This is a genomic window from Mycobacterium kansasii ATCC 12478 (assembly GCF_000157895.3).
Classification (GTDB): Bacteria; Actinomycetota; Actinomycetes; order Mycobacteriales; family Mycobacteriaceae; genus Mycobacterium; species Mycobacterium kansasii.
Genome location: NC_022663.1, coordinates 3,236,935 through 3,258,523 on the forward strand (window position 1 = coordinate 3,236,935; position 21,589 = coordinate 3,258,523).

Consider the following 21,589-nt stretch of genomic DNA (forward strand, 5'->3'; position numbering starts at 1 on the left):
CTCTCTATGTCGAGCTCGGTGGTTTCGGCATCAGTCATGGCTTTTCTCCCTCACTCACGGGTCAGTGTTGGCGATGTTTCGCGGCATTCTGCTGAGGCTTTCTGGGCGGTCGTGCCGCTCGTCCCGCAAAGGCTGTGTCGCGCTCTTACCGTTTGCGCTTCTTGGGCCGCGCACCCGGGCGCGGTGTGCGGCCGGCGGGGGCGTTGTTCCGGCCGGTCTGAGGCGGCTTGCCGGCCGGAGTCCGTGGTTCCTTCTCGGACTTCCCTTCCGGGCTCTGATCAGCCGAGTCGGTCTTCTTCACGCCGCCCTCGGCATCCGCATCGGACACCGGCTCCGCTACCGACCCATCACCTCCGCCAGACGCCGCCTTGGGCAGGCGCTTCGGCTTGGCTCCCGGGGCAGGCGCGTTGGCCGCCCTGCGCTGCAGCACTTCCTGCCTCTTGGCCTCGTCCTCTTTTTCGATCATCCCGAACACGTAATGCTGCTGAGCAAACGTCCAGATGTTGTTCGAAAACCAGTACAGGATGATCGCCAGCGGAAGGAAGGGGCCACCGACGACGACGCCCAGCGGGAAAACATAGAGCGCCAACTTGTTCATCATCGCGGTCTGCGGGTTCGCCGCCGCCTCCGGGCTCTGCCGGGCAATGGATGCCCGGCTGTTGAAGTAGGTCGCGATCCCGGCCAAGATCATGACCGGCACACCGACCGCAATCACAGCGGGCCGGCTGAAATCGACGAACGCGTCCAACCCACCGCGCTGAGTCATCGACGCCCCGATCGGGGCGCCGAACAGGTTGGCGTCCAGGAAGTGGCCCACGTCGGTCGGGGTAAAGACGTAATTGCCGGTGAGCCGGTTCTCCACCACCGACATCTGCGGCTGGCCGAAACCGCCCGTCGTGCGGTTGAACGAACGCAACACGTGATACAGGCCCAAGAACACCGGGATCTGCGCCAACATCGGCAAGCAACCCAAGATCGGATTGAACCCGTGTTCGCGTTGCAGCTTCTGCATCTCCATCGCCATGCGTTGGCGATCCTTGCCGTACTTCTTCTGCAGCGCCTTGATCTGCGGCTGCAGTTCTTGCATCTGGCGGGTGGTGCGGATCTGCCGGACGAACGGTTTGTAGAGCAGGGCACGCAGCGTGAACACCAGGAACATCACCGACAGCGCCCACGCGAAGAAGTTCGACGGACCGAAAATCAGCGCGAACAGCTTGTACCAGACCCACATGATCCACGACACCGGGTAGTAGACGAAGTCGAGGCTGAAGAAATCAAACAAAAGACTCACGCTCCCCTTGCTTCGCCGGCAGGTCCCCGCCGACAGCGCAGCAGTCCGAATATCGCTGGCGCTCTGGTATCGGATCCCATCCTCCCCGATGCCAGGGTCCGCACTTAGCGAGCCTGGCCACCGTCAGCCAGCTCCCCCGGATCAGGCCGTATTCGGTCAGCGCAGCCACGGCGTACTGGCTGCAGGTTGGGACAAAACGACACGAGGCCGGCCGTAGCGGAGAGACCATGTGCCGATAGAGATTGATCACGAAAATCAGTGCGCGGGCCGTCCACCGCCCAGTGGCTTTCACCACGCTCGCGGGACTCCACGCCGACTGGGTCACCGGTCGGCACCCGCCGATTCGAAGGCTCGTCGCAAGCCGCGTCGCACCTGTTGTTCCAGACGCACCGACGACACCTGCCGACTGCTCGGCAGTGCCCGAATCACCACTTGGTCGCACGGATGCAGGTTGCCGAGTAGCGGCCGGGCGACGTGTCGCAACCGGCGTGCAACGCGATGCCGTTCGACCGCGGTACCCACCGATTTGGCGATAATCAACCCCACCCGCGGACCGCTGCAGTCCTGCGATTGCGTACCCCGCCGGACATGGACGACCACGTCGGGCTGTACGGTACGGACCCCGTACTTGACGGTTGCGTCAAACTCGGTTGACCGCCTCATGCGGTTGCGTGCGGACAGCACCGCTAAGAAACCTGCCGCGACGATCAGGCAGTCAGTGCGCGGCGGCCCTTACGGCGCCGGCCGGACACGATGGCTCGCCCGGCCCGGGTACGCATCCGCAGTCGAAAACCATGAACGCGGGCTCGACGCCGGTTGTTCGGCTGGAAGGTCCGCTTGCCCTTGGCCACGGCGTTCTCCTCGATGTGTCTCGCATACCATCCGCCCGCTCATCGTGCACACTCGGCGGCCGGAGGTGGTCTGGCAGCTGGCCGGCGCGGTCCCCGGACTCTCATCCAGGTCGCAGCCGTATCGCCGACTTTCGGGCGACTGTTTGAGGGTACTGACGAGCCTTCGCCTGGTCAAACCTCGCCAGTCCCAACAGACTCAGGCTGAACCGGCCCGCCCCGAAAGATGGCTGCCTCTAACACACTCCATATTCCACGCACATCCAAAGACCGCTAACCGAAAACGAAAGAACTGTTGGCAGCCGCACCGAAAACTGTTAGCTTCGGGCAGTGCTGTTTCGGACTGAAACGGCAGCCGACGATGAAGCGAGGATGGCGGATCGACTAGCTGCCCCGACAGCCGGGTGGTTGGATGCAGCGCGGAGATCGCGGGCCGTGGCCGAAAGGTTACGGAACGTAGTCGACCGTCCTTTCCACAACTGTGGATAACCATGTGGACAGTTTGCTATTCGCCGACAATTGCACCTCGATGTCGGACCAGGGGGATGCGTCGTTGACCGATGATCCCGGATCCGGCTTTGCCTCGGTGTGGAATGCGGTCGTCTCCGAACTCAACGGGGAACTCAACGCTGACGGCATCGCGCACACTGGCACCACCCTCACCACTCCCCTCACTCCTCAGCAACGAGCCTGGTTGAACCTTGTCCAACCGCTCACCATCGTCGAGGGGTTTGCGCTGTTGTCGGTCCCGAGCAGCTTCGTCCAAAACGAGATCGAGCGTCACCTGCGCACCCCGATCACCGACGCGCTGAGTCGACGACTTGGTCACCAGATCCAACTCGGGGTTCGCATCGCGCCACCTCCGCCCACGACTGACGCCGACGAGGGTGCGCAGCCGGCCGATGATTCCGGCCTGGAAATGTCACGGGAAACGTCACCCGAAACCCCCGAAGCCCCCGGAGACACCGACGACGCCGACGAGACCGCCGGCGGCCCTCGACCCGGTTGGCCCACCTACTTCACCAAGCGCCCGTCGGGCACCGCCGATACGGTCGCTGCCACCGGCGGAACCAGCCTCAACCGCCGCTACACGTTCGACACCTTCGTGATCGGCGCCTCCAATCGGTTCGCGCACGCCGCCACCCTGGCCATCGCCGAAGCACCTGCGCGCGCCTACAACCCCCTCTTCATCTGGGGCGAGTCGGGACTGGGCAAAACTCACCTCTTGCACGCGGCCGGCAATTACACGCAGCGACTGTTCCCGGGTATGCGGGTCAAGTACGTCTCCACCGAGGAATTCACCAACGACTTCATCAACTCCTTGCGTGACGACCGTAAGGTCGCCTTCAAGCGCAGCTACCGCGACGTCGACGTGTTGCTCGTGGATGACATCCAGTTCATCGAAGGCAAGGAAGGCATTCAGGAGGAGTTCTTCCACACCTTCAACACGCTGCACAACGCGAACAAGCAGATCGTCATCTCCTCCGACCGGCCGCCCAAACAGCTCGCCACACTCGAAGACCGGCTGCGGACCCGGTTCGAATGGGGCCTGATCACCGATGTGCAGCCCCCGGAGTTGGAGACCCGCATCGCCATCTTGCGCAAGAAGGCACAGATGGAACGGCTCGCGGTACCCGACGATGTCCTGGAACTCATTGCCAGCAGCATCGAACGCAACATCCGCGAACTCGAGGGTGCACTGATCCGGGTCACCGCATTCGCTTCGCTGAACAAGACCCCGATCGACAAAGCCCTGGCCGAGATCGTCCTGCGTGATCTCATCGCCGACGCCACCGCCATGCAAATCAGCGCGGCGACCATCATGGCCGCCACCGCCGAATACTTCGACACCACGGTCGAAGAGCTGCGCGGACCGGGCAAGACGCGATCGCTGGCCCAGTCACGCCAGATCGCGATGTACCTCTGCCGGGAGCTCACCGATCTGTCTCTGCCCAAGATCGGTCAGGCGTTCGGCCGCGACCACACCACGGTCATGTACGCCCAACGCAAGATCTTGTCCGAAATGGCCGAACGCCGCGAAGTCTTCGATCACGTCAAAGAGCTCACGACAAGGATCCGTCAGCGCTCCAAGCGATGAACCCGGTGCATTTCCGGTCGCCTTCTGCAAAAAACTTCTCTCCCGCCAGTCACAGCAGCCACACCCATCCGGTGTGGGTAGTTATGTGCACAGCCACTCGAAACTGCATTGCACACTTCGGCCTTCCCTTGCACAACTGCCGATTCATCCCCAGCAGCCCACACGGCCCACACAGTCCACCACGTCGTCATCCACATCCCGGTTCGCCGCCTAGCAGCACCGACACCGGGCCATCCCCAGAACTCACACCCCTTATTACTGTTATTGAGATCTATTCGAGGGTTGTCCTTAGAAGAACGGGTCTGGGGACACCCGGCACACAGGGTCTCTCGCGAGGGTGCGTAGCCCGACATGTCAGCGTTGACGATTAGCTTTCAACTTGGGGCCAGACGTTCTACGGTTGTTGTTCGACTGCCGTTGCGGTGTTACGTCACGGGCAGTCGCGATGCCGGCAGCGGGAGCTGGCTCACGGATCTAGGGATCGAACTCACTGTTAGGTGAAGGGACGCAATGGACGCGGCTACGACCCAGACTGGTCTCACCGACTTGAAGTTTCGCTTGGTGAAGGAGTCGTTCGCCGAGGCGGTGTCGTGGGTGGCGAAGAACCTGCCGACCAGGCCGGCCGTGCCGGTGCTCTCAGGTGTGTTGTTGACGGGCTCAGACGACGGGCTGACAATTTCCGGGTTCGATTACGAGGTTTCCGCCGAAGTACAGGTTGCTGCCGAAATAGCTTCTCCGGGAAGTGTTTTGGTTTCAGGCCGGCTGTTGTCCGACATCACTCGCGCCTTGCCCAATAAGCCGGTCGATTTCTACGTCGACGGCAACCGGGTCGCCTTGACCTGCGGAAACGCCAGGTTCTCGCTGCCGACCATGGCGGTGGAGGACTACCCGACGCTGCCGACGCTGCCCGATGACACCGGGACGCTGCCGTCGGATCTGTTCGCCGAGGCCATCAGCCAGGTCGCCATCGCGGCCGGCCGTGACGACACACTGCCGATGTTGACCGGTATCCGCGTTGAGATCGCCGGTCACACGGTGGTTTTAGCGGCGACCGACAGGTTCCGCCTGGCAGTTCGCGAATTGACGTGGACCGCATTGTCGCCTGACATCGAAGCCTCGGTGCTGGTTCCGGCCAAGACATTGGCCGAGGCCGCCAAGGCCAACAGCGACGGATCTGATGTTCGGCTGTCATTGGGTGCCGGCACCGGCGTCGGCAAGGACGGGCTGCTGGGGATCAGCGGTAACGGCAAGCGCAGCACGACCCGGTTGCTGGACGCGGAGTTTCCGAAATTTCGCCAGCTGCTGCCGGTCGAGCACACCGCGGTGGCCACCGCGGATGTGGCGGAGTTGACCGAAGCGATCAAGCTGGTCGCGCTGGTTGCCGATCGCGGCGCGCAGGTCCGCATGGAATTCGCCGAAGGGACACTGCGGCTTTCCGCCGGCGCCGACGATGTCGGACGAGCCGAGGAAGACCTTGCCGTCGACTTCGCCGGTGAACCGTTGACGATCGCGTTCAACCCGACATATCTGACCGACGGTCTGGGCTCGTTGCATTCCGAGCGGGTGTCGTTTGGTTTCACCACCCCGGGAAAGCCCGCTCTGCTGCGTCCCGCATCAGCCGAGGATGCCACGCCGACCGGTAGTGGTCCCTTCGCGGCGGTGCCGACGGACTACGTCTACCTGCTGATGCCGGTTCGGTTGCCGGGCTGATCGTTGTGGTGCCGAAGTAGGTGTACGTCCGGCATTTGGGATTGCGTGATTTCCGCTCGTGGGCGCACGCGGACCTGGAGTTACACCCGGGGCGGACCGTGTTCGTTGGTCCGAACGGCTTCGGCAAGACGAATCTCATTGAGGCACTGTGGTATTCGAGCACCTTGGGTTCGCATCGGGTCGGCACCGACGCGCCGTTGATCCGGGCCGGCGCTGACCGTGCGGTGATCTCGACGATCGTGGTCAGCGACGGTCGGGAATGCGCGGTGGACCTGGAGATCGCCGCGGGACGGGCGAACAAGGCCCGGCTCAACCGGTCACCGGTGCGCAGTACCCGCGAAGTGGTCGGGGTGTTGCGAGCAGTGCTGTTCGCTCCCGAGGATTTGGCATTGGTGCGCGGGGATCCGGCGGATCGACGTCGCTACCTCGACGATTTGGCCACAGTGCGCCGCCCGGCCGTGGCCGCCGTGCGGGCCGATTACGACAAGGTGCTGCGGCAGCGTACCGCGCTGCTGAAATCTGTGGCGGGCGCAAGGTATCGAGGGGACCGCGGTGTGCTGGACACGCTGGATGTCTGGGATAGCCGACTGGCCGAGCACGGCGCCGAATTGATGGCCGCCCGTATGGATTTGGTGAGTCAATTAGCCCCGGAGGTGGCGAAGGCGTATCAACTGCTGGCGCCGGAGTCACGCACGGCGTCCATCGAGTACCGGGCCAGCATGACGTCGGTGGTCCCCGGATCTGACGAACCTGACGGGACTGCCGATCGCGGATACCTGGAGGCCCGGCTGTTGGCGGCGCTGGCCGCCCGTCGTGATGCCGAGGTGGAACGTGGGGTATGTCTGGTCGGTCCGCACCGCGACGACCTGGAATTGCGGTTGGGTGACCAACCCGCCAAAGGTTTTGCCAGCCATGGGGAGTCGTGGTCGATGGCGGTGGCATTGCGGCTGGCCGCCTATGAACTGTTGCGGGTCGAGGGTAGTGACCCGGTGTTGTTGTTGGACGACGTTTTTGCGGAGCTGGATACCAGGCGCCGTAGAGCCCTGGCGAGCGTGGCGGAGTCGGCCGAACAGGTTGTGGTGACTGCGGCGGTGCCGGAAGACATTCCGGCGGGTTGGGACGCGAAACGGGTGCAGATCGATTTGCGTGACGGTGCCGACGGACGGTTATCGGTGGTGTCCGCGTGAACGGCGAGCAATCAATCCCGGAGCACACCCCGCAACCCGACAACGCTATCGACTTGGTTCGACGCACCCTGGCAGAGGCTCAGGCTGCCGCTCGTGCCCGGGGACGGGGTCTCGGGCGCGGGCCGGTGGCGCAGCCTGTTTCATCGCGACGCGTCGCCGGACAGCGCCGAAGTTGGTCGGGTCCGGGACCCGACGCTCGCGATCCGCAACCGTTGGGCAAGTTAGCCCGCGAACTGGCGAAGAAGCGCGGTTGGTCCGGACGTGTTGCCGAGGGCACCGTGCTGGGCCAGTGGGCTTCAGTCGTCGGCCACCAGATCGCCGATCATGCGACTCCCACCTCGCTAGACGACGGTGTGCTCAGCGTGACTGCCGAATCGACCGCATGGGCCACGCAGTTGCGGATCATGCAAGCCCAACTACTGGCCAAGATCGCCGCCGCGGTGGGCAACGGCGTGGTGACCACGCTGAAAATCACCGGCCCGGCCGCACCGTCGTGGCGCAAAGGGCCGCGACACATCGCCGGTAGAGGGCCTCGCGACACCTATGGCTAGCCCATAACCAGGGTCCATCAAGAGTCGGCCCGAGCTCCATTTCGTCCGACGTCTGAAATCCACCAGGACGGAGCGGACCTGTATCCCCGACGTCCGGACGCGTCCTCCTAGAAGATATCGAGCGCACGGCGCAGTTAGATAGGTGGAAACGCGCCTAGAGAATCGGTGCGGACAGGTGCTCACGGTAGAGTAGGTACACGACCCGCTGCGGTGACTGGACCGCTCGCATTGCAACCCCGAGGAGAACATTCGGACCGTGGCTGCCCAGAAGAAGAAGGCCCAAGACGAATACGGCGCTGCATCCATCACGATTCTCGAGGGACTAGAGGCCGTCCGCAAACGTCCCGGCATGTACATCGGCTCGACCGGTGAGCGTGGTCTGCACCATCTCATCTGGGAGGTGGTCGACAACGCGGTCGACGAGGCGATGGCCGGTTACGCGGCCACCGTAAGCGTGGTGCTGCTCGAGGACGGCGGTGTCGAGGTGGCCGACGACGGCCGTGGAATCCCGGTCGCAATGCACGCCTCCGGCATACCGACCGTGGACGTGGTGATGACCCAGCTGCACGCCGGCGGGAAGTTCGATTCCGACGCCTACGCGATATCGGGCGGGCTGCACGGTGTGGGTGTCTCGGTGGTCAACGCACTGTCCACCCGGCTGGAGGTGGAGATCAAGCGCGACGGCCATGAGTGGTCGCAGGTTTACGAGAAATCCGAGCCGATGGGACTCAAGCAAGGCGCGCCGACTAAGAAGACCGGCACGACGGTGCGGTTCTGGGCCGATCCCAATGTTTTTGAGACCACCGAGTACGACTTCGAAACCGTCGCACGACGGTTGCAGGAGATGGCGTTTCTCAACAAGGGGCTCACCATCAATCTGACCGATCAGCGGGTGACCCAGGACGAGGTCGTCGACGAGGTGGTCAGCGACGTCGCCGAGGCCCCAAAGTCGGCCAGCGAGAAGGCGGCCGAATCCGCCGCCCCGCACAAGGTCAAGAAGCGTACCTTCCACTATCCCGGGGGTCTGGTTGACTTCGTCAAGCACATCAACCGGACCAAGAACGCCATCCACAGCAGCATCGTCGACTTCTCCGGTAAGGGACCCGGCCACGAAGTGGAGATCGCGATGCAGTGGAATGCCGGCTATTCGGAGTCGGTGCATACCTTCGCCAACACCATCAACACCCACGAGGGTGGGACCCACGAAGAGGGGTTCCGCAGCGCGCTGACCTCGGTGGTGAACAAGTACGCCAAGGACCGCAAACTGCTCAAGGAAAAGGACCCCAACCTCACCGGCGACGACATCCGGGAAGGGTTGGCCGCGGTGATTTCGGTCAAGGTCAGCGAGCCGCAGTTCGAGGGCCAGACCAAGACGAAACTGGGCAACACCGAGGTGAAGTCGTTCGTGCAGAAGGTGTGCAACGAACAGCTCACCCATTGGTTCGAGGCCAACCCCGCTGACGCTAAAACCGTTGTCAACAAGGCGGTTTCATCGGCGCAAGCACGCATTGCGGCCCGCAAGGCGCGCGAGTTGGTGCGCCGCAAGAGCGCAACCGATCTGGGCGGACTACCCGGCAAGCTCGCCGACTGCCGCTCGACCGACCCGCGCAAGTCCGAACTGTATGTGGTGGAGGGTGATTCAGCCGGCGGCTCGGCGAAGAGCGGTCGCGACTCGATGTTCCAGGCCATCTTGCCGTTGCGCGGCAAGATCATCAACGTCGAGAAGGCCCGCATCGACCGGGTGCTGAAGAACACCGAAGTCCAGGCGATCATCACCGCGTTGGGTACCGGCATCCACGACGAATTCGACATCGCGAGACTGCGTTACCACAAGATCGTGCTCATGGCCGACGCCGACGTCGACGGCCAGCACATCTCGACGTTGTTGCTGACGTTGTTGTTTCGCTTCATGCGTCCGCTCATCGAGAACGGGCATGTGTTCCTGGCCCAGCCGCCGCTGTACAAATTGAAATGGCAACGTTCCGACCCCGAATTCGCCTACTCCGATCGTGAACGTGACGGGTTGCTCGAGGCAGGGCTCAAGGCAGGCAAGAAGATCAACAAGGAAGACGGCATCCAGCGCTACAAGGGTCTAGGCGAAATGGATGCCAAGGAATTGTGGGAAACCACCATGGACCCGTCGGTGCGGGTGTTGCGCCAAGTCACGTTGGACGACGCCGCAGCCGCCGACGAGCTGTTCTCCATCCTGATGGGCGAGGACGTGGATGCACGCCGAAGCTTTATCACGCGCAACGCCAAGGACGTTCGCTTCCTTGACGTCTAAGTTGTCGGCGCGGGCCGGTGCGGTGCTGGGTGCCGGCGTGCTGTTGCTCGCAGGCTGCGCCCGCGAGGCGACCCCGAGGGAAGCCGAGTCCGGTCCCGGTGACCTCGTGATCGTCTACACCTCGCAAGTTGCACAAGTCAATTCGCTTCACATCATGAACGCGGATGGCAGCGGTGAGCGTGTGCTGCGACCACCCGACCCACCGGCGGAATCGGCGGTATTCTCCCCCGACGGGCACAAGATCGCCTACATCGCGGGTAAGCCTGCGCAGGTATTCGTCACGGATTCCGACCTGAAGAGCGCACGGCCGTTGACCAAAGCCGTTGCGGCTGAATCACACATCAACGAATCCGTGGCCTTAGCCTTCTCCCCCGACGGCAAAACGGTGGCCTATGTCGAAAGTGCCACCGGGGGCAGTTCGATCTATGTCGTTGACGCCACCGGCGGTGAGCCAAGGCAGCTCATGGCGCCCTTCGGGGCTTCCGAGGCTCCCGTGTCCGTTCCGCCGTTGCGTGTGGTGTTCACGCCCGACAGTCGGGCGGTGGTATATGACAGGTTGGCCAAAGCAGACTTTGGCCAACGGTTGGTCTTCGCCACCATCGCCGACGTTGTCCAGGGCGACAAGACCGACGAGCTAACGCTTCCGGTTCCAGAAGGAGTCATTGCGACGCGCGAGGATTTCCGGGGTGTCCCTGCCCAACTGGGGTATTCGCGGGATGGCAAGAAGATCGTTTATCAGCTCAGCGTGAGCCGGGGCAGGAATGCACTCTTTGTCGCCGATGCCAACTTCACAAATCCCCGCAAACTCGCCGATCTCAAGGATCCGCGCGCCGAATGGACTCTGCCGACGTTCTCGCCAGACGGCACCCAGATTGCCTATACCGACACATTATTCGACGTCGGAGCGCAGGCAATCTTTGTGGTCAATGCCGACGGCTCCGGTGTGCGCCAAGTCTCCAAGCCGCAGCGCGGTGACTACCACACTTCCCCCAGCTGGGGATATGCCGCGCGTCACAACTAACACCAGAACGAGGATTAGATGACAGACACGACGCTGCCGCCCGACAATTCTGCCGAACGGATCGAGCCGGTCGACATCCAGCAGGAGATGCAGCGCAGCTACATCGATTACGCGATGAGCGTCATCGTCGGCCGTGCGTTGCCGGAAGTGCGTGATGGTCTGAAACCGGTGCACCGGCGAGTGCTGTATGCGATGTACGACTCGGGTTTTCGTCCGGACCGCAGCCACGCCAAGTCGGCACGGTCGGTCGCCGAGACGATGGGTAACTACCACCCGCACGGCGACGCGTCGATCTACGACACCCTGGTGCGGATGGCGCAGCCCTGGTCGCTGCGTTATCCGCTGGTCGACGGCCAGGGCAACTTCGGGTCGCCAGGCAACGATCCACCGGCGGCGATGCGCTATTGCGTGACCGGAGATGCGTTGGTGCGGTTGCCATTTGGACAGTCGATGCGCATCGCCGATGTCGTGCCGGGCGCCCGGCCCAATTCGGATAACGCGGTCGAGCTGAAGGTGCTGGATCGGCACGGCAACCCGGTAGCGGCCGATCGCCTCTTTCATTCCGGTGACCATCAGACCTACATGGTGCGCACCGCGGAGGGTTATGAGGTCACCGGCACCGCGAACCACCCGTTGCTGTGCCTTGTCGACGTTGGTGGCGTGCCCACGTTGTTGTGGAAGCTGATCGAAGAAATCCACCCAGACGATTATGTGGCGCTACAGCGCACCCCTCCAATGGAATTGGGCCCCGCTGACTGGCACGACACGATGGAAGCGCTCCTGTTGGGGGCATTCATTAGTGAGGGCTGTGTTTCGGAAACCCGCGCCGGCTTTGCCAATCTGGACCGCGACTACTTCACCATGGTGGCCCGGGCTTACGACGCCGTTGTCGGCGGCAAACGCGATGTCTACCAGCAGACAATCGCCTCGGGATCGCTGCAGCACACGCTCTACACCCAGAACGTGACTGCTCTGAAGCAGAGCCGGTTGTGGCAGATACTGGGCATGCGGTCGGCAGACACGTATGTGCCGGAGTGGATGTGGCACTCTCCCGCGGCCGTCAAACGCGTCTTCCTGCAAGCACTCTTCGAGGGCGACGGTTCGTGTTCGAGGCGGCCACACAATACGATTCAGATCTCATACAACACCGTAAGCAAGCAGCTGGCCATGGACGTGCAGCAGATGTTGCTCGAGTTCGGTGTGATATCCCGGCGATACTTACATGCGGCCGGCGAGTACAAGGTCGTCATCACCGATCGGGCGCAAGCCGAATTATTTGCAAAGCAAATCGGTTTCGGTGGCGCAAAGCAAACCGAGCTGAGCAAGATCCTGGCCGCCATGCCCCCGTGCGCCGGCAGAGACAGCGATCACGTGCCCGGACTAGCTCGGTTTATTCGGAGGCACTGCGGCAGCCGGTGGGTCGACAAGGAATGGTTGCACAAGCACAACATTGACCGCCTTTCGCGGTGGCGCGGCGACGGTGCCGAAATCCTCTCGCACATCGCCGACCCCGATGTCCGTACCATTGCGACGGACCTCACCGACGGCCGCTTCTACTACGCGCGGGTCGCCTCCGTCACGGACGCCGGCGTGCAGCCGGTGTACAGCCTGCGGGTCGACACCGACGACCACGCCTTCCTCACCAACGGTTTCGTCAGCCACAACACCGAGGCCCGGCTAACCCCGTTGGCCATGGAGATGCTGCGCGAAATCGACGAGGAGACAGTCGATTTCATCCCTAATTATGACGGCCGGGTGCAGGAACCGACGGTGCTGCCCAGCCGGTTCCCCAACCTGCTGGCCAACGGTTCCGGTGGCATCGCGGTGGGCATGGCCACCAATATCCCGCCGCACAACCTGCGCGAACTCGCCGACGCGGTGTTCTGGGCGCTGGACAATTACGACGCCGACGAAGAAACGACGCTGGCCGCGGTGATGGAACGGGTCAAGGGCCCCGACTTCCCCACCGCCGGGCTCATCGTCGGATCCCAGGGCATCGCCGACGCATACAAGACCGGTCGCGGTTCCATCCGGATGCGCGGAGTCGTTGAGGTGGAAGAAGATTCGCGCGGCCGCACCTCTCTGGTCATCACCGAGCTGCCGTATCAGGTCAACCACGACAACTTCATCACCTCGATCGCCGAGCAGGTGCGCGACGGCAAGCTTGCCGGTATCGCCAACATCGAGGACCAGGGTAGCGAGCGGGTCGGTGTGCGCATCGTCGTCGAGCTCAAACGCGACGCCGTGGCCAAGGTGGTACTCAACAACCTCTACAAGCACACCCAGCTGCAAACGAGCTTCGGCGCCAACATGCTGTCCATCGTCGACGGGGTGCCGCGCACGCTGCGGCTCGACCAGATGATCCGCTACTACGTCGAGCACCAACTCGACGTCATCATCCGGCGCACCCGCTACCGGCTGCGAAAAGCCAACGAGCGGGCCCACATCCTGCGCGGCCTGGTCAAAGCGCTCGACGCGCTGGACGAAGTGATCGCCCTGATCCGGGCATCGGAGACCGTCGACATCGCCCGGGCCGGGTTGATCGAGTTGCTCGACATCGACGAGATCCAGGCCCAGGCGATCCTCGACATGCAGCTGCGGCGTCTGGCGGCACTGGAACGTCAGCGCATCGTCGACGACCTCGCCAAAATCGAGGCCGAGATCGCCGACTTGGAAGACATCCTGGCCAAACCCGAGCGACAGCGCGGCATCGTGCGCGACGAACTCGGTGAGATCGTCGACAAGCACGGCGACGACCGTCGCACCCGGATTGTCGCCGCCGACGGCGATGTCAGCGACGAAGACCTGATCGCCCGCGAGGACGTCGTGGTCACCATCACCGAAACCGGCTATGCCAAGCGCACCAAGACCGACCTGTACCGCAGCCAGAAGCGCGGCGGGAAGGGCGTACAGGGCGCCGGTCTCAAGCAGGACGACATCGTCGCGCACTTCTTCGTCTGCTCGACCCACGATTGGATCTTGTTCTTCACCACTCAGGGCCGGGTGTATCGGGCCAAGGCCTACGAGTTGCCCGAGGCCTCGCGCACCGCGCGCGGCCAGCACGTCGCCAACCTGTTGGCCTTCCAGCCCGAGGAGCGCATCGCCCAGGTCATCCAGATCCGGGGTTACGAGGATGCTCCGTATCTGGTGTTGGCCACCAAGAACGGGCTGGTCAAGAAGTCCAAGCTGACCGATTTCGACTCCAACCGCTCCGGCGGCATCGTGGCGATCAATCTGCGCGACAACGACGAGCTGGTCGGGGCGGTGCTGTGCTCGGCCGAGGACGACCTGTTGCTGGTTTCGGCCAACGGGCAGTCGATCCGGTTCTCGGCGACCGACGAGGCGCTACGCCCGATGGGCCGGGCCACCTCCGGGGTACAGGGCATGCGATTCAACGCCGACGACCGGCTGCTGTCGCTGAACGTGGTCCGTGAAGGCACCTATCTGCTGGTCGCTACGTCCGGCGGTTACGCCAAACGCACCGCGATCGAGGAGTACCCGGTGCAGGGCCGCGGCGGCAAGGGTGTACTGACCGTGATGTATGACCGCCGGCGCGGCAGGCTGGTGGGAGCGTTGATCGCCGACGACGACAGCGAGCTGTACGCAATCACCTCCGGCGGCGGCGTCATCCGGACGGCGGCACGACAGGTTCGCAAGGCGGGACGCCAGACCAAGGGTGTCCGCTTGATGAACCTGGGTGAGGGCGACACTCTGTTGGCCATCGCACGCAACGCCGAGGAAAGCGAGGAGGCGATCGGGGAAACCGACGACGGCAACGGCTCGGGCAAGTAGCCCGTAGCCGCGGTGAACCTCAGCGACGTGCCGGCCTATGTGGCGGTACGTCCGGCCCGGACGGCAGCGCGTCGTGCGGCCTCCTCGTGTTCGGCCGCGCTGACGACGACCGCATCGGACCCGGGGTACACCGTCGCCTCGTGCCCGGTCACCAGCCAACGCACCACGTATGGCGGCGAGCCGTCTTGGGAACGTACCTCGGTGATCTCCGCATGTTGGTCATGTCGTTCGGTGGTGGTGCCCTTGACCACGAGGTAGTCGCCGACTTTCGCCTTCATCGCGCGCTTCCTTCCCGTCTTGCCCGTCTTGTGAGAACCTCCGATCTCTCCATGGTGCGCGCGGCGGTCACCAAACGGAAGTACGCACGACATCCGCCGCTGACGGCGGGTGCGCGGTCCCGCGTGTCGCGGTGAGGCGGGCAGAACTGCCACGCCCTGTTGCAAGAGACTCCGTGGCGGAAGTGATCCGGTATCAGATCTCGATACGTGAACCGATGATCACCGTTCGATCGAGCGGCAGGCTGAAATACGCGGCGGCGTCGGCGGTGATGTACGACGTGGCGATGAACAGGCGCTTGCGCCAAGACGACATGGTGGCTTCCGCCCCGGCCGTCAATTCGATCTTCGACAAGAAGTAGGAAGCCGTATCGACGTCGAGAAAGCCCTCCGTCTCCTTGGAGTCGAGCAGGCTCAGAGCGTGCGGGACGTGGGGCCTTTCCATGTATCCGAAGCGGGCGCTGACGTGAATGATTCCGTCTTGCGAGTAGCCGAGGCTGTCGATAGTTGTGCGCTCTGCATCCGGCACCCGCGGCACCGGCATCGTGTCGATCGACATGATGACGACGTTTTCGTGCAGGACGCGGTTGTGCTCGACGTTGGCTCGCATCGCCAGTGGCGCCGTCTTGGTGCCGCGGTTGAGGAATACCGCCGTTCCCGGCGTGCGCACCAGCGGCGGATCGTATTGCCGTAGCTCCTCGACGAACCCACGCAACGGCCCTTCCTCCCGCTCGCGCACCCGGGTGACGATCACCCGGCCCTGCTGCCAGGTGGTCATCACCGTGAACACGGCCAGGCCGATCAGTAGCGGTAGCCAGGCGCCATGCACGAGTTTGGTCAGGTTGGCGGCCAGGAACATCAGATCGACCAGCAGCAACGCGCCGCCGCCGATCAGCACCAGCCAGAGCGGGGTGCCCCACCGGGTTCGCGCGATGTAGAGGAACAGCAGAGTAACGATCGTGATCGTGCCGGTCACGGCCATCCCGAACGCAAAAGCCAGCGCCGCCGAGCTGCGGAACGCGAATACCAGTGTCAGCACGGCGACCATGAGCACGCCGTTGATCCACGGCACATAGATCTGACCGATCGTCGACGCCGAGGTGTGTTCGATGCGCAGCCGCGGCAGGTAGCCCAGCTGAGCCGCCTGGGATGCCACCGAATACGCACCGGTGATCACTGCCTGCGATGCGATCACCGTTGCGGCCGTGGCGAGCAGCACCATCGGGATCCGTGCCCATTCCGGGGTCAGCAGAAAAAAGGGAGCGCGCACCGCGGTCTGGTCGCGAAGCACCAGTGCGCCCTGACCGAAATAACTCAGCGTGCAGGCAGGCAGGACGAGAAGCAGCCAACCGAGCGAGATGGACCGGCGACCGAAGTGACCCATGTCGGCGTAGAGCGCCTCAGCTCCGGTGACCGACAGGACAACTGCCGCGAGAGAAAAGAAGGCGATGTGGAAGTGACCGGCCATGAACGCCAGCGCATACGTCGGCGACAGCGCCTTCAAAATCTCCGGGTTGTCGGCAACCCCGGATAACCCGGAAGCGCCGATCGCGACGAACCAAGCGATCATGACCGGTCCGAATAGCCGCCCGACCGCTTCGGTGCCGTGACGTTGCACGGCGAACAACCCCACGATGATTACCGCTGTAAGGGGGACGACCCAATCCTTAAGGCCTGGCTCGATCACTTTGAGACCCTCTACCGACGACAGCACGGATATCGCCGGGGTGATCATGCTGTCGCCGAAAAACAGTGCCGCGCCGAAGATTCCCAACGCGGCCAAGGTCTTCGCGGTGCGACGACCGCGCACGCCGCCGCCGCGCCGTATCAAGGTGATCAGCGCCATGATGCCGCCTTCGCCGTTGTTGTCGGCACGCATCACAAGTGTGATGTAGGTCAGCGTGACGATGATCATCACCGACCAGAAGATCAACGACACGATGCCAAAGACGTTGGCCTGGGCGATGGGCACGGGGTGTGGGTCACTGGGGCTGAAGAGCGTCTGAATCGTGTAGATGGGGCTGGTGCCAATGTCGCCGAAGACCACACCGAGCCCACCGACGACCATGGCGACACTGGCCGTGGGCCCGCCGGTGGCCGACTGAGGAGGGGACGCGGTGTGCGAGTCCGCTGTCACGGCGAGTCCTCGTACTTTCGGTTGTGGCGGTTGCGGAGCGGCGGATCGATCGTAATCCGCGGATGCCCGGCCGGCCGCCGTCTGGCTAGACGCGCCGGACACGAGCTCGGCAGCGGCACCGGGCTTGGCGGCCGCGTCGGTGACGTGGCGGCGATGTCGTCACCGCCCGGTGACGATCCGGATGGCGGATCCGCCGCCGAACACCAGGGCAACTAGACTCAGCGACCTGGGTACACATGTTAGGAGTCGGGGTGACCTCACCGAACGAGCCGGGCGCCCCCAATACGGGCGACTTACCGAATGGGGATGCTGTGGCCGAGCGTGCCGGTGCACACCGGGCGACGACCGGACCGGGCCGCGCGTCAGAGCCCGTAGACGCTGCGTCGCGGCACCGAGGTGGCGCCTGGCCGTCTCAGCCGGGGCAGTGGCAACCGAACGATCCGCCGACCGACGTGCGGCCACCCGGACCGAGCTCGGCCGTCGACGCCCGGTTGAACCGCTTCATCACCGGTACCTCGGCGCCGTCGGGCGCCCCATCCGGGCCGGTGAAGACGAGCGCACCGGAGCCCGACGACGTTCCGGCCCGTAGCGACGGTCCACCGGTCGAGGCCTACGCCAGCGAGTTGCCTGATCTATCGGGACCTATCCCTCGGGCGCAGCGCAGGTCCGCACCCGACCGTCCGGTCGACGCGCCGGCAACCACGACCACCGCCAGCCGTGCGGTGACCACCGAATCCCGCGAATCCCGTGTGCAAGTTTCGCCCCGGCGAGGCCGCGGACCGGTGCGGGCCAGCATGCAGATCCGGCGGATCGATCCGTGGAGCACGCTGAAGGTGTCGCTGTTGCTGTCGGTGGCCCTGTTCTTCGTCTGGATGATCTCGGTGGCGTTCCTGTACCTGGTGCTCGGCGGCATGGGCGTGTGGGCCAAGCTCAACAGCAACGTCGGCGACCTGCTCAACAACACCAGCGGCAGCAGCGCAGAACTGGTCTCCAGCGGCACGATCTTCGGCGGCGCCGTACTGATCGGCTTGGTCAACATCGTTTTGATGACCGCGATGGCCACCATCGGGGCGTTCGTCTACAACCTCACCACGGATCTGATCGGCGGCATCGAGGTGACGCTGGCCGACCGGGATTAGCATTTTGGGGGTGGGGCGGCGATTGCGGTAATCTCGTCGCTCGGCCGTATCCGGAATCCGGGCCTATAGCTCAGGCGGTTAGAGCGCTTCGCTGATAACGAAGAGGTCGGAGGTTCGAGTCCTCCTAGGCCCACGACCATGTGCCCGTCAAGGTGTTGCGTGAGGCTCGCGTTATCACTGGCAGCAATCGCTGCGGTGGTGTCGGCGGTGCGGGCACGGCGCGGCGCCGAAGTGTGGCACGTGGCGCCGGATCCGGAGTCTGGTTACCCGTCTCGGGACGCGGTTCGCAATGACGAGGGGCCTTAGCTCAGTTGGTAGAGCACCGCCTTTGCAAGGCGGGTGTCAGGGGTTCGATTCCCCTAGGCTCCACAGTGTGATGAGTCGAGTCATAGGTGACAGATGAGTCGCGTCATGGGTTACGGATTCCCCGGCCATCGGCCGGGGTTTTTGTTTTGGTTGCGCCAGTAGTTTTTGTCGGGGTCGATGATGTGGCTGCTGAGGATGTGGTGGCCGGTTTTGCTGATGACGGTGACGGTTTTGCTGGTGGCCAGGATGAGTACTGGGGTGTGGGCGTGGGTGCGTCCGATGCCGAGGTGGTGCAGTCGGCTGGCGTGGCGCACGGTGAGTTTGCCGAATTGGTCGACGTGGTCGTGGCGGATGCGGAACTGGGCGCTGGGTTGTCGGTCGGGTGGGCTTTGGGTCTGGCGGTGTAGGCCTGTCGGGGGGTGGTTCGTCCTGGGTGGGCGCGGTGGGTGCGGTGGTGGTTGTAGATGGCGGTGAAGGTGTCGAGCAGGGTCTGCAGTTCGGTGATGGTGGCTGGGTGCGGGCGGGCAGCCAGCCAGCGTTTGAGGGTTTGGTGGAAGCGTTCGATTTTCCCTTGGGTTTGTGGGTGGCCGGGGTGGCCGTTTTTCTGGGTGATGCCCAGGGTTGCCAGGAGGCGTTCGAAGTCGTTGTGGCCGTGGGTGAATCGTGAGGTGTATACCGCGCCGTTGTCGGTCAGGGTGGCTGCCGGTGACGGTGTCGATAAAGCTGGCTACCACGTCTGCGCCGCTGACACGGCGGTAGGCGGTGCAGTGCAGCAGGTATCGGGAATGGTCGTCGAGCCAGTTGAGGATCTCGGCGTCGGTGCCGTCGGCCAATGACCAGTGGGTGAAATCGGATTGCCAGCACTCGTTAGGTTGTTCGGCGGCGAAGCGGCGGTAGGAGCTGCGGGGCCGCTTGCGGGGCTGGGGGGTGATCAGGCCGTGGTGATGCAGGATGCGTCGGATGGTGGAGGTGGACGGCACCGCCAGGCCGGCTTGGGTCAGGTGCTCTTGCAGGGTCAGCGGCCCGGCGTCCAGGCCGTCGGCGACTAATCTTTCACGGGTTGTCACGATCGCCGCGATCACCTCATCAGCCACCGCGCGTGGGTTGCTGGCTGGTCGCCGTGAGCGCGGATTGATCGCTTCCAAACCGCCGCTGTGATAGCGCGCCAAACGCCGGTAGATGTTGTTGGCGAGAGATCCCGTAGGCACGCGCTGCTGCGGTGACCGATAAGCGGCCCGACACGACTTCAAGGACAACCACACGGGCTTTGGACATGAGCCATGACTGTCACCTATGACGCGACTCATCGGGCGCTGTTCCAGGTGTCACCTATGACGCGACTCATGTGTCACCTATGTCATGAACTCAGACACCCTAGGCTCCACAGGACGAAAGCGCAGCCGGCACCGCTCGCAGCGCATCTACAGTGCCGGGATCTTGTCCTTGAACAGCCGCTGCGCGTTGCCGGCGGCGACTTTTTGCCGCAGCTCGTCGTCGAACGGGAAGTCGGCGAGGAACTTCGCGCCGGCCATGTTGTCGTCCATCGGATAATCGACCGAGAACATCACCCGATCGGCAGACATGACTTCCAGCGTGCAAGCAAACGCCGGCGCCGAGAAGTTGCCGCTGGTGGTCACATAGAAGTTCGAGCGCAGGTACTCCGACGGCAACCGGCGCAGCTTGCGGCCGGCATCCGGATCGCCGGCAAGGCCGTAGTAGCGGTCGATCCGGTGGGCGGCGAACGGCAGCATCTCGCCCAGGTGGCCCAAGATCATCTGCAGCCGCGGAAAGCGGTCGAACAGGCCCGAGTAGATCAGTCGCAGCGCATGCGTGCCGGTCTCCACGCCGAAACCCCACGATGCCAGGTGCAGGCCGGCCCCTAGGTAAGGCTTGAACCAGGCGTCCATGACCGCGGGGTGCGGAGTGGTCGGATGCAGATAGATCGGTGCCTGCAGTGCTTCGGCGGCTTCGAACAACCCGTAGTAGGCCGGGTCGTCGAGATAACGGCCCTGAGTGTGCCCATTGATCAGCCCTCCGACGAACCCCAATTCGCTGACGGCGCGGGTCAATTCGGCCGCCGCGGCCTGCGGATCCTGGGGCGCCAGGGTCGCGAACGCGCCGAATCGGTCCGGCATCGCGGCAATTGTCTCGGCCAAGTCGTCATTGGCGCGACGCGCACCGTCGACCGCACGGTGGACGTCGCCGTCGGCCTGCACACCGGGATCGAACAGCGAGAGGATCTGGAAGTCGATTCCCGCGGCGTCCATCTGCCCCAGCCGCAATGGTCCCCGGTCGTAGAGCCGCTCGTATGCGGTGCGATTGTGCAGCCGAAGCCAGCTGCCGACGACATTGTCGGCGCTGACCGGATCCCACGCGTAATGCTCTTCCAGCGCAATCAACGACATTGCAAGCCTCGCCCCGTGATGCAGTGGCCTACGGGCGCGGCTGGACGTCCACACTCGGCGGGCGCGGCGAGGGCTCCGGGCGCGACGAGCGCCGCACGATGGTGAATGCCACCGCACCGCCGGCCACGACGACGACGGTGGCCGCCCCGGCGATCACCCACACCCGCTTCTTGCTGCCGCGGCGCTGGGACCGCCGTGCTTCCTGAAGCACCTGGGGCAGGTTTGCCACCACTTCCTGGGCAGCGGCCAGTTCCTGGGCGAGCGTTTCTTGAGCGGCGGCGATCTCGCGGGCCAAACGGCCTTCTCGATAGCGGCGACGAACCTCCGAGGCGGTCGACTGCGCGGACTGCACTCCGAGTCCGACGACACCACGGGTCACGTCCACGGGCCCAACCGCCGAATAGGTCAGGCCGCGGGTCAGTCGCTCCCTCGGGGTCAACCGGGTTTCCACCTTCTCGCTCATCTGCCGCCTTTCTGGTGTCTGGCTGGTCGATTCACTAGCCCAGAGCCACTCCGATACCCCCACAGACTGCCACCACAAGGAC

Annotated in this window: 16 protein-coding genes, 2 tRNA genes and 1 pseudogene; 10 read left to right on the forward strand and 9 right to left on the reverse strand. The window is 64.0% G+C overall.

All coding sequences use genetic code 11. From position 1 onward, the window contains the following. Positions 1-145: 145 nt before the first annotated feature. The 4 genes from yidC to rpmH are packed head-to-tail and all read right to left on the reverse strand — an operon-like array spanning position 146 to position 2,142. The gene (yidC, locus tag MKAN_RS14120) at positions 146-1,291 is read right to left on the reverse strand and encodes a membrane protein insertase YidC (protein WP_023369012.1); all 1,146 of its coding nucleotides are present in this window, start codon (positions 1,289-1,291) and stop codon (positions 146-148) included. Further along, positions 1,275-1,616, reverse strand: a complete 342-nt coding sequence (gene yidD / locus MKAN_RS29695; RefSeq protein WP_080674081.1) for a membrane protein insertion efficiency factor YidD — start codon at positions 1,614-1,616, stop codon at positions 1,275-1,277. Before yidD ends, yidC begins: the two co-directional genes overlap by 17 nt. Continuing rightward, positions 1,613-1,975: a ribonuclease P protein component gene (gene rnpA, locus MKAN_RS14125; protein ID WP_023369014.1), complete on the reverse strand. Its 363-nt coding sequence runs from the start codon at positions 1,973-1,975 to the stop codon at positions 1,613-1,615. Before rnpA ends, yidD begins: the two co-directional genes overlap by 4 nt. A gap of 23 nt (positions 1,976-1,998) precedes the next feature. After that, complete coding sequence (rpmH, locus tag MKAN_RS29700) at positions 1,999-2,142, reverse strand: 50S ribosomal protein L34 (RefSeq protein ID WP_068111553.1); 144 nt, start codon at positions 2,140-2,142, stop codon at positions 1,999-2,001. 550 nt (positions 2,143-2,692) lie between these two features. On the opposite strand from rpmH, the gene dnaA reads away from it, so the two are divergent. From dnaA to gyrA, 7 genes are all read left to right on the forward strand, one after another. Continuing rightward, complete coding sequence (dnaA, locus tag MKAN_RS14130; RefSeq protein ID WP_036395213.1) at positions 2,693-4,237, forward strand: chromosomal replication initiator protein DnaA; 1,545 nt, start codon at positions 2,693-2,695, stop codon at positions 4,235-4,237. A 510-nt stretch (positions 4,238-4,747) separates the two neighbouring features. Further along, positions 4,748-5,947, forward strand: coding sequence for a DNA polymerase III subunit beta (dnaN, locus tag MKAN_RS14135; RefSeq protein ID WP_023369018.1), 1,200 nt, complete (start codon positions 4,748-4,750; stop codon positions 5,945-5,947). Between the two features lie 20 nt (positions 5,948-5,967). Then, positions 5,968-7,134: a DNA replication/repair protein RecF gene (gene recF / locus MKAN_RS14140; RefSeq protein ID WP_023369019.1), complete on the forward strand. Its 1,167-nt coding sequence runs from the start codon at positions 5,968-5,970 to the stop codon at positions 7,132-7,134. Further along, the gene (locus MKAN_RS14145) at positions 7,131-7,685 is read left to right on the forward strand and encodes a DUF721 family protein (RefSeq protein ID WP_023369021.1); all 555 of its coding nucleotides are present in this window, start codon (positions 7,131-7,133) and stop codon (positions 7,683-7,685) included. Before recF ends, MKAN_RS14145 begins: the two co-directional genes overlap by 4 nt. Before the next feature lie 256 nt (positions 7,686-7,941). Then, the gene (gene gyrB / locus MKAN_RS14150; protein WP_023369023.1) at positions 7,942-9,969 is read left to right on the forward strand and encodes a DNA topoisomerase (ATP-hydrolyzing) subunit B; all 2,028 of its coding nucleotides are present in this window, start codon (positions 7,942-7,944) and stop codon (positions 9,967-9,969) included. A gap of 106 nt (positions 9,970-10,075) precedes the next feature. Further along, positions 10,076-10,990, forward strand: a complete 915-nt coding sequence (locus MKAN_RS14155; protein ID WP_160937681.1) for a TolB family protein — start codon at positions 10,076-10,078, stop codon at positions 10,988-10,990. Positions 10,991-11,008: 18 nt separating this feature from the next. Next, positions 11,009-14,782, forward strand: coding sequence for an intein-containing DNA gyrase subunit A (gyrA, locus tag MKAN_RS14160; RefSeq protein ID WP_023369027.1), 3,774 nt, complete (start codon positions 11,009-11,011; stop codon positions 14,780-14,782). A 35-nt stretch (positions 14,783-14,817) separates the two neighbouring features. On the opposite strand, the gene MKAN_RS14165 is transcribed toward gyrA, so the two are convergent. Together MKAN_RS14165 and MKAN_RS14170 are read right to left on the reverse strand one after the other, a co-directional pair. Next, positions 14,818-15,060 (reverse strand): DUF1918 domain-containing protein, encoded by a 243-nt coding sequence (locus MKAN_RS14165; protein WP_023369030.1) that lies wholly within the window; start codon positions 15,058-15,060, stop codon positions 14,818-14,820. A gap of 193 nt (positions 15,061-15,253) precedes the next feature. After that, positions 15,254-17,125: a potassium transporter Kup gene (locus MKAN_RS14170; RefSeq protein ID WP_023369032.1), complete on the reverse strand. Its 1,872-nt coding sequence runs from the start codon at positions 17,123-17,125 to the stop codon at positions 15,254-15,256. A gap of 320 nt (positions 17,126-17,445) precedes the next feature. Here MKAN_RS14170 and MKAN_RS14175 point away from each other — a divergent pair, with 320 nt between their 5' ends. The 3 genes from MKAN_RS14175 to MKAN_RS14185 all read left to right on the forward strand — a co-directional run bounded on the left by MKAN_RS14175 (position 17,446) and on the right by MKAN_RS14185 (position 18,702). Next, positions 17,446-18,333 (forward strand): DUF3566 domain-containing protein, encoded by an 888-nt coding sequence (locus MKAN_RS14175; RefSeq protein ID WP_023369036.1) that lies wholly within the window; start codon positions 17,446-17,448, stop codon positions 18,331-18,333. Between the two features lie 59 nt (positions 18,334-18,392). Then, positions 18,393-18,466 (forward strand) — tRNA-Ile (locus MKAN_RS14180). A 163-nt stretch (positions 18,467-18,629) separates the two neighbouring features. Further along, positions 18,630-18,702 (forward strand) — tRNA-Ala (locus MKAN_RS14185). A gap of 47 nt (positions 18,703-18,749) precedes the next feature. Here the strand turns inward: MKAN_RS14185 and MKAN_RS29710 are convergent. The 3 genes and pseudogenes from MKAN_RS29710 to cwsA form a co-directional block, all read right to left on the reverse strand. Beyond that, positions 18,750-19,914, reverse strand: a pseudogene (locus tag MKAN_RS29710) (IS481 family transposase). Positions 19,915-20,060: 146 nt separating this feature from the next. Further along, positions 20,061-21,044 carry an amidohydrolase family protein gene (locus tag MKAN_RS14205; protein ID WP_023369047.1) on the reverse strand — a complete coding sequence of 328 codons (984 nt, stop codon included), beginning with the start codon at positions 21,042-21,044 and terminating at the stop codon, positions 20,061-20,063. Positions 21,045-21,072: 28 nt separating this feature from the next. Next, complete coding sequence (cwsA, locus tag MKAN_RS14210; RefSeq protein ID WP_023369049.1) at positions 21,073-21,507, reverse strand: cell wall synthesis protein CwsA; 435 nt, start codon at positions 21,505-21,507, stop codon at positions 21,073-21,075. Positions 21,508-21,589: the final 82 nt, after the last annotated feature.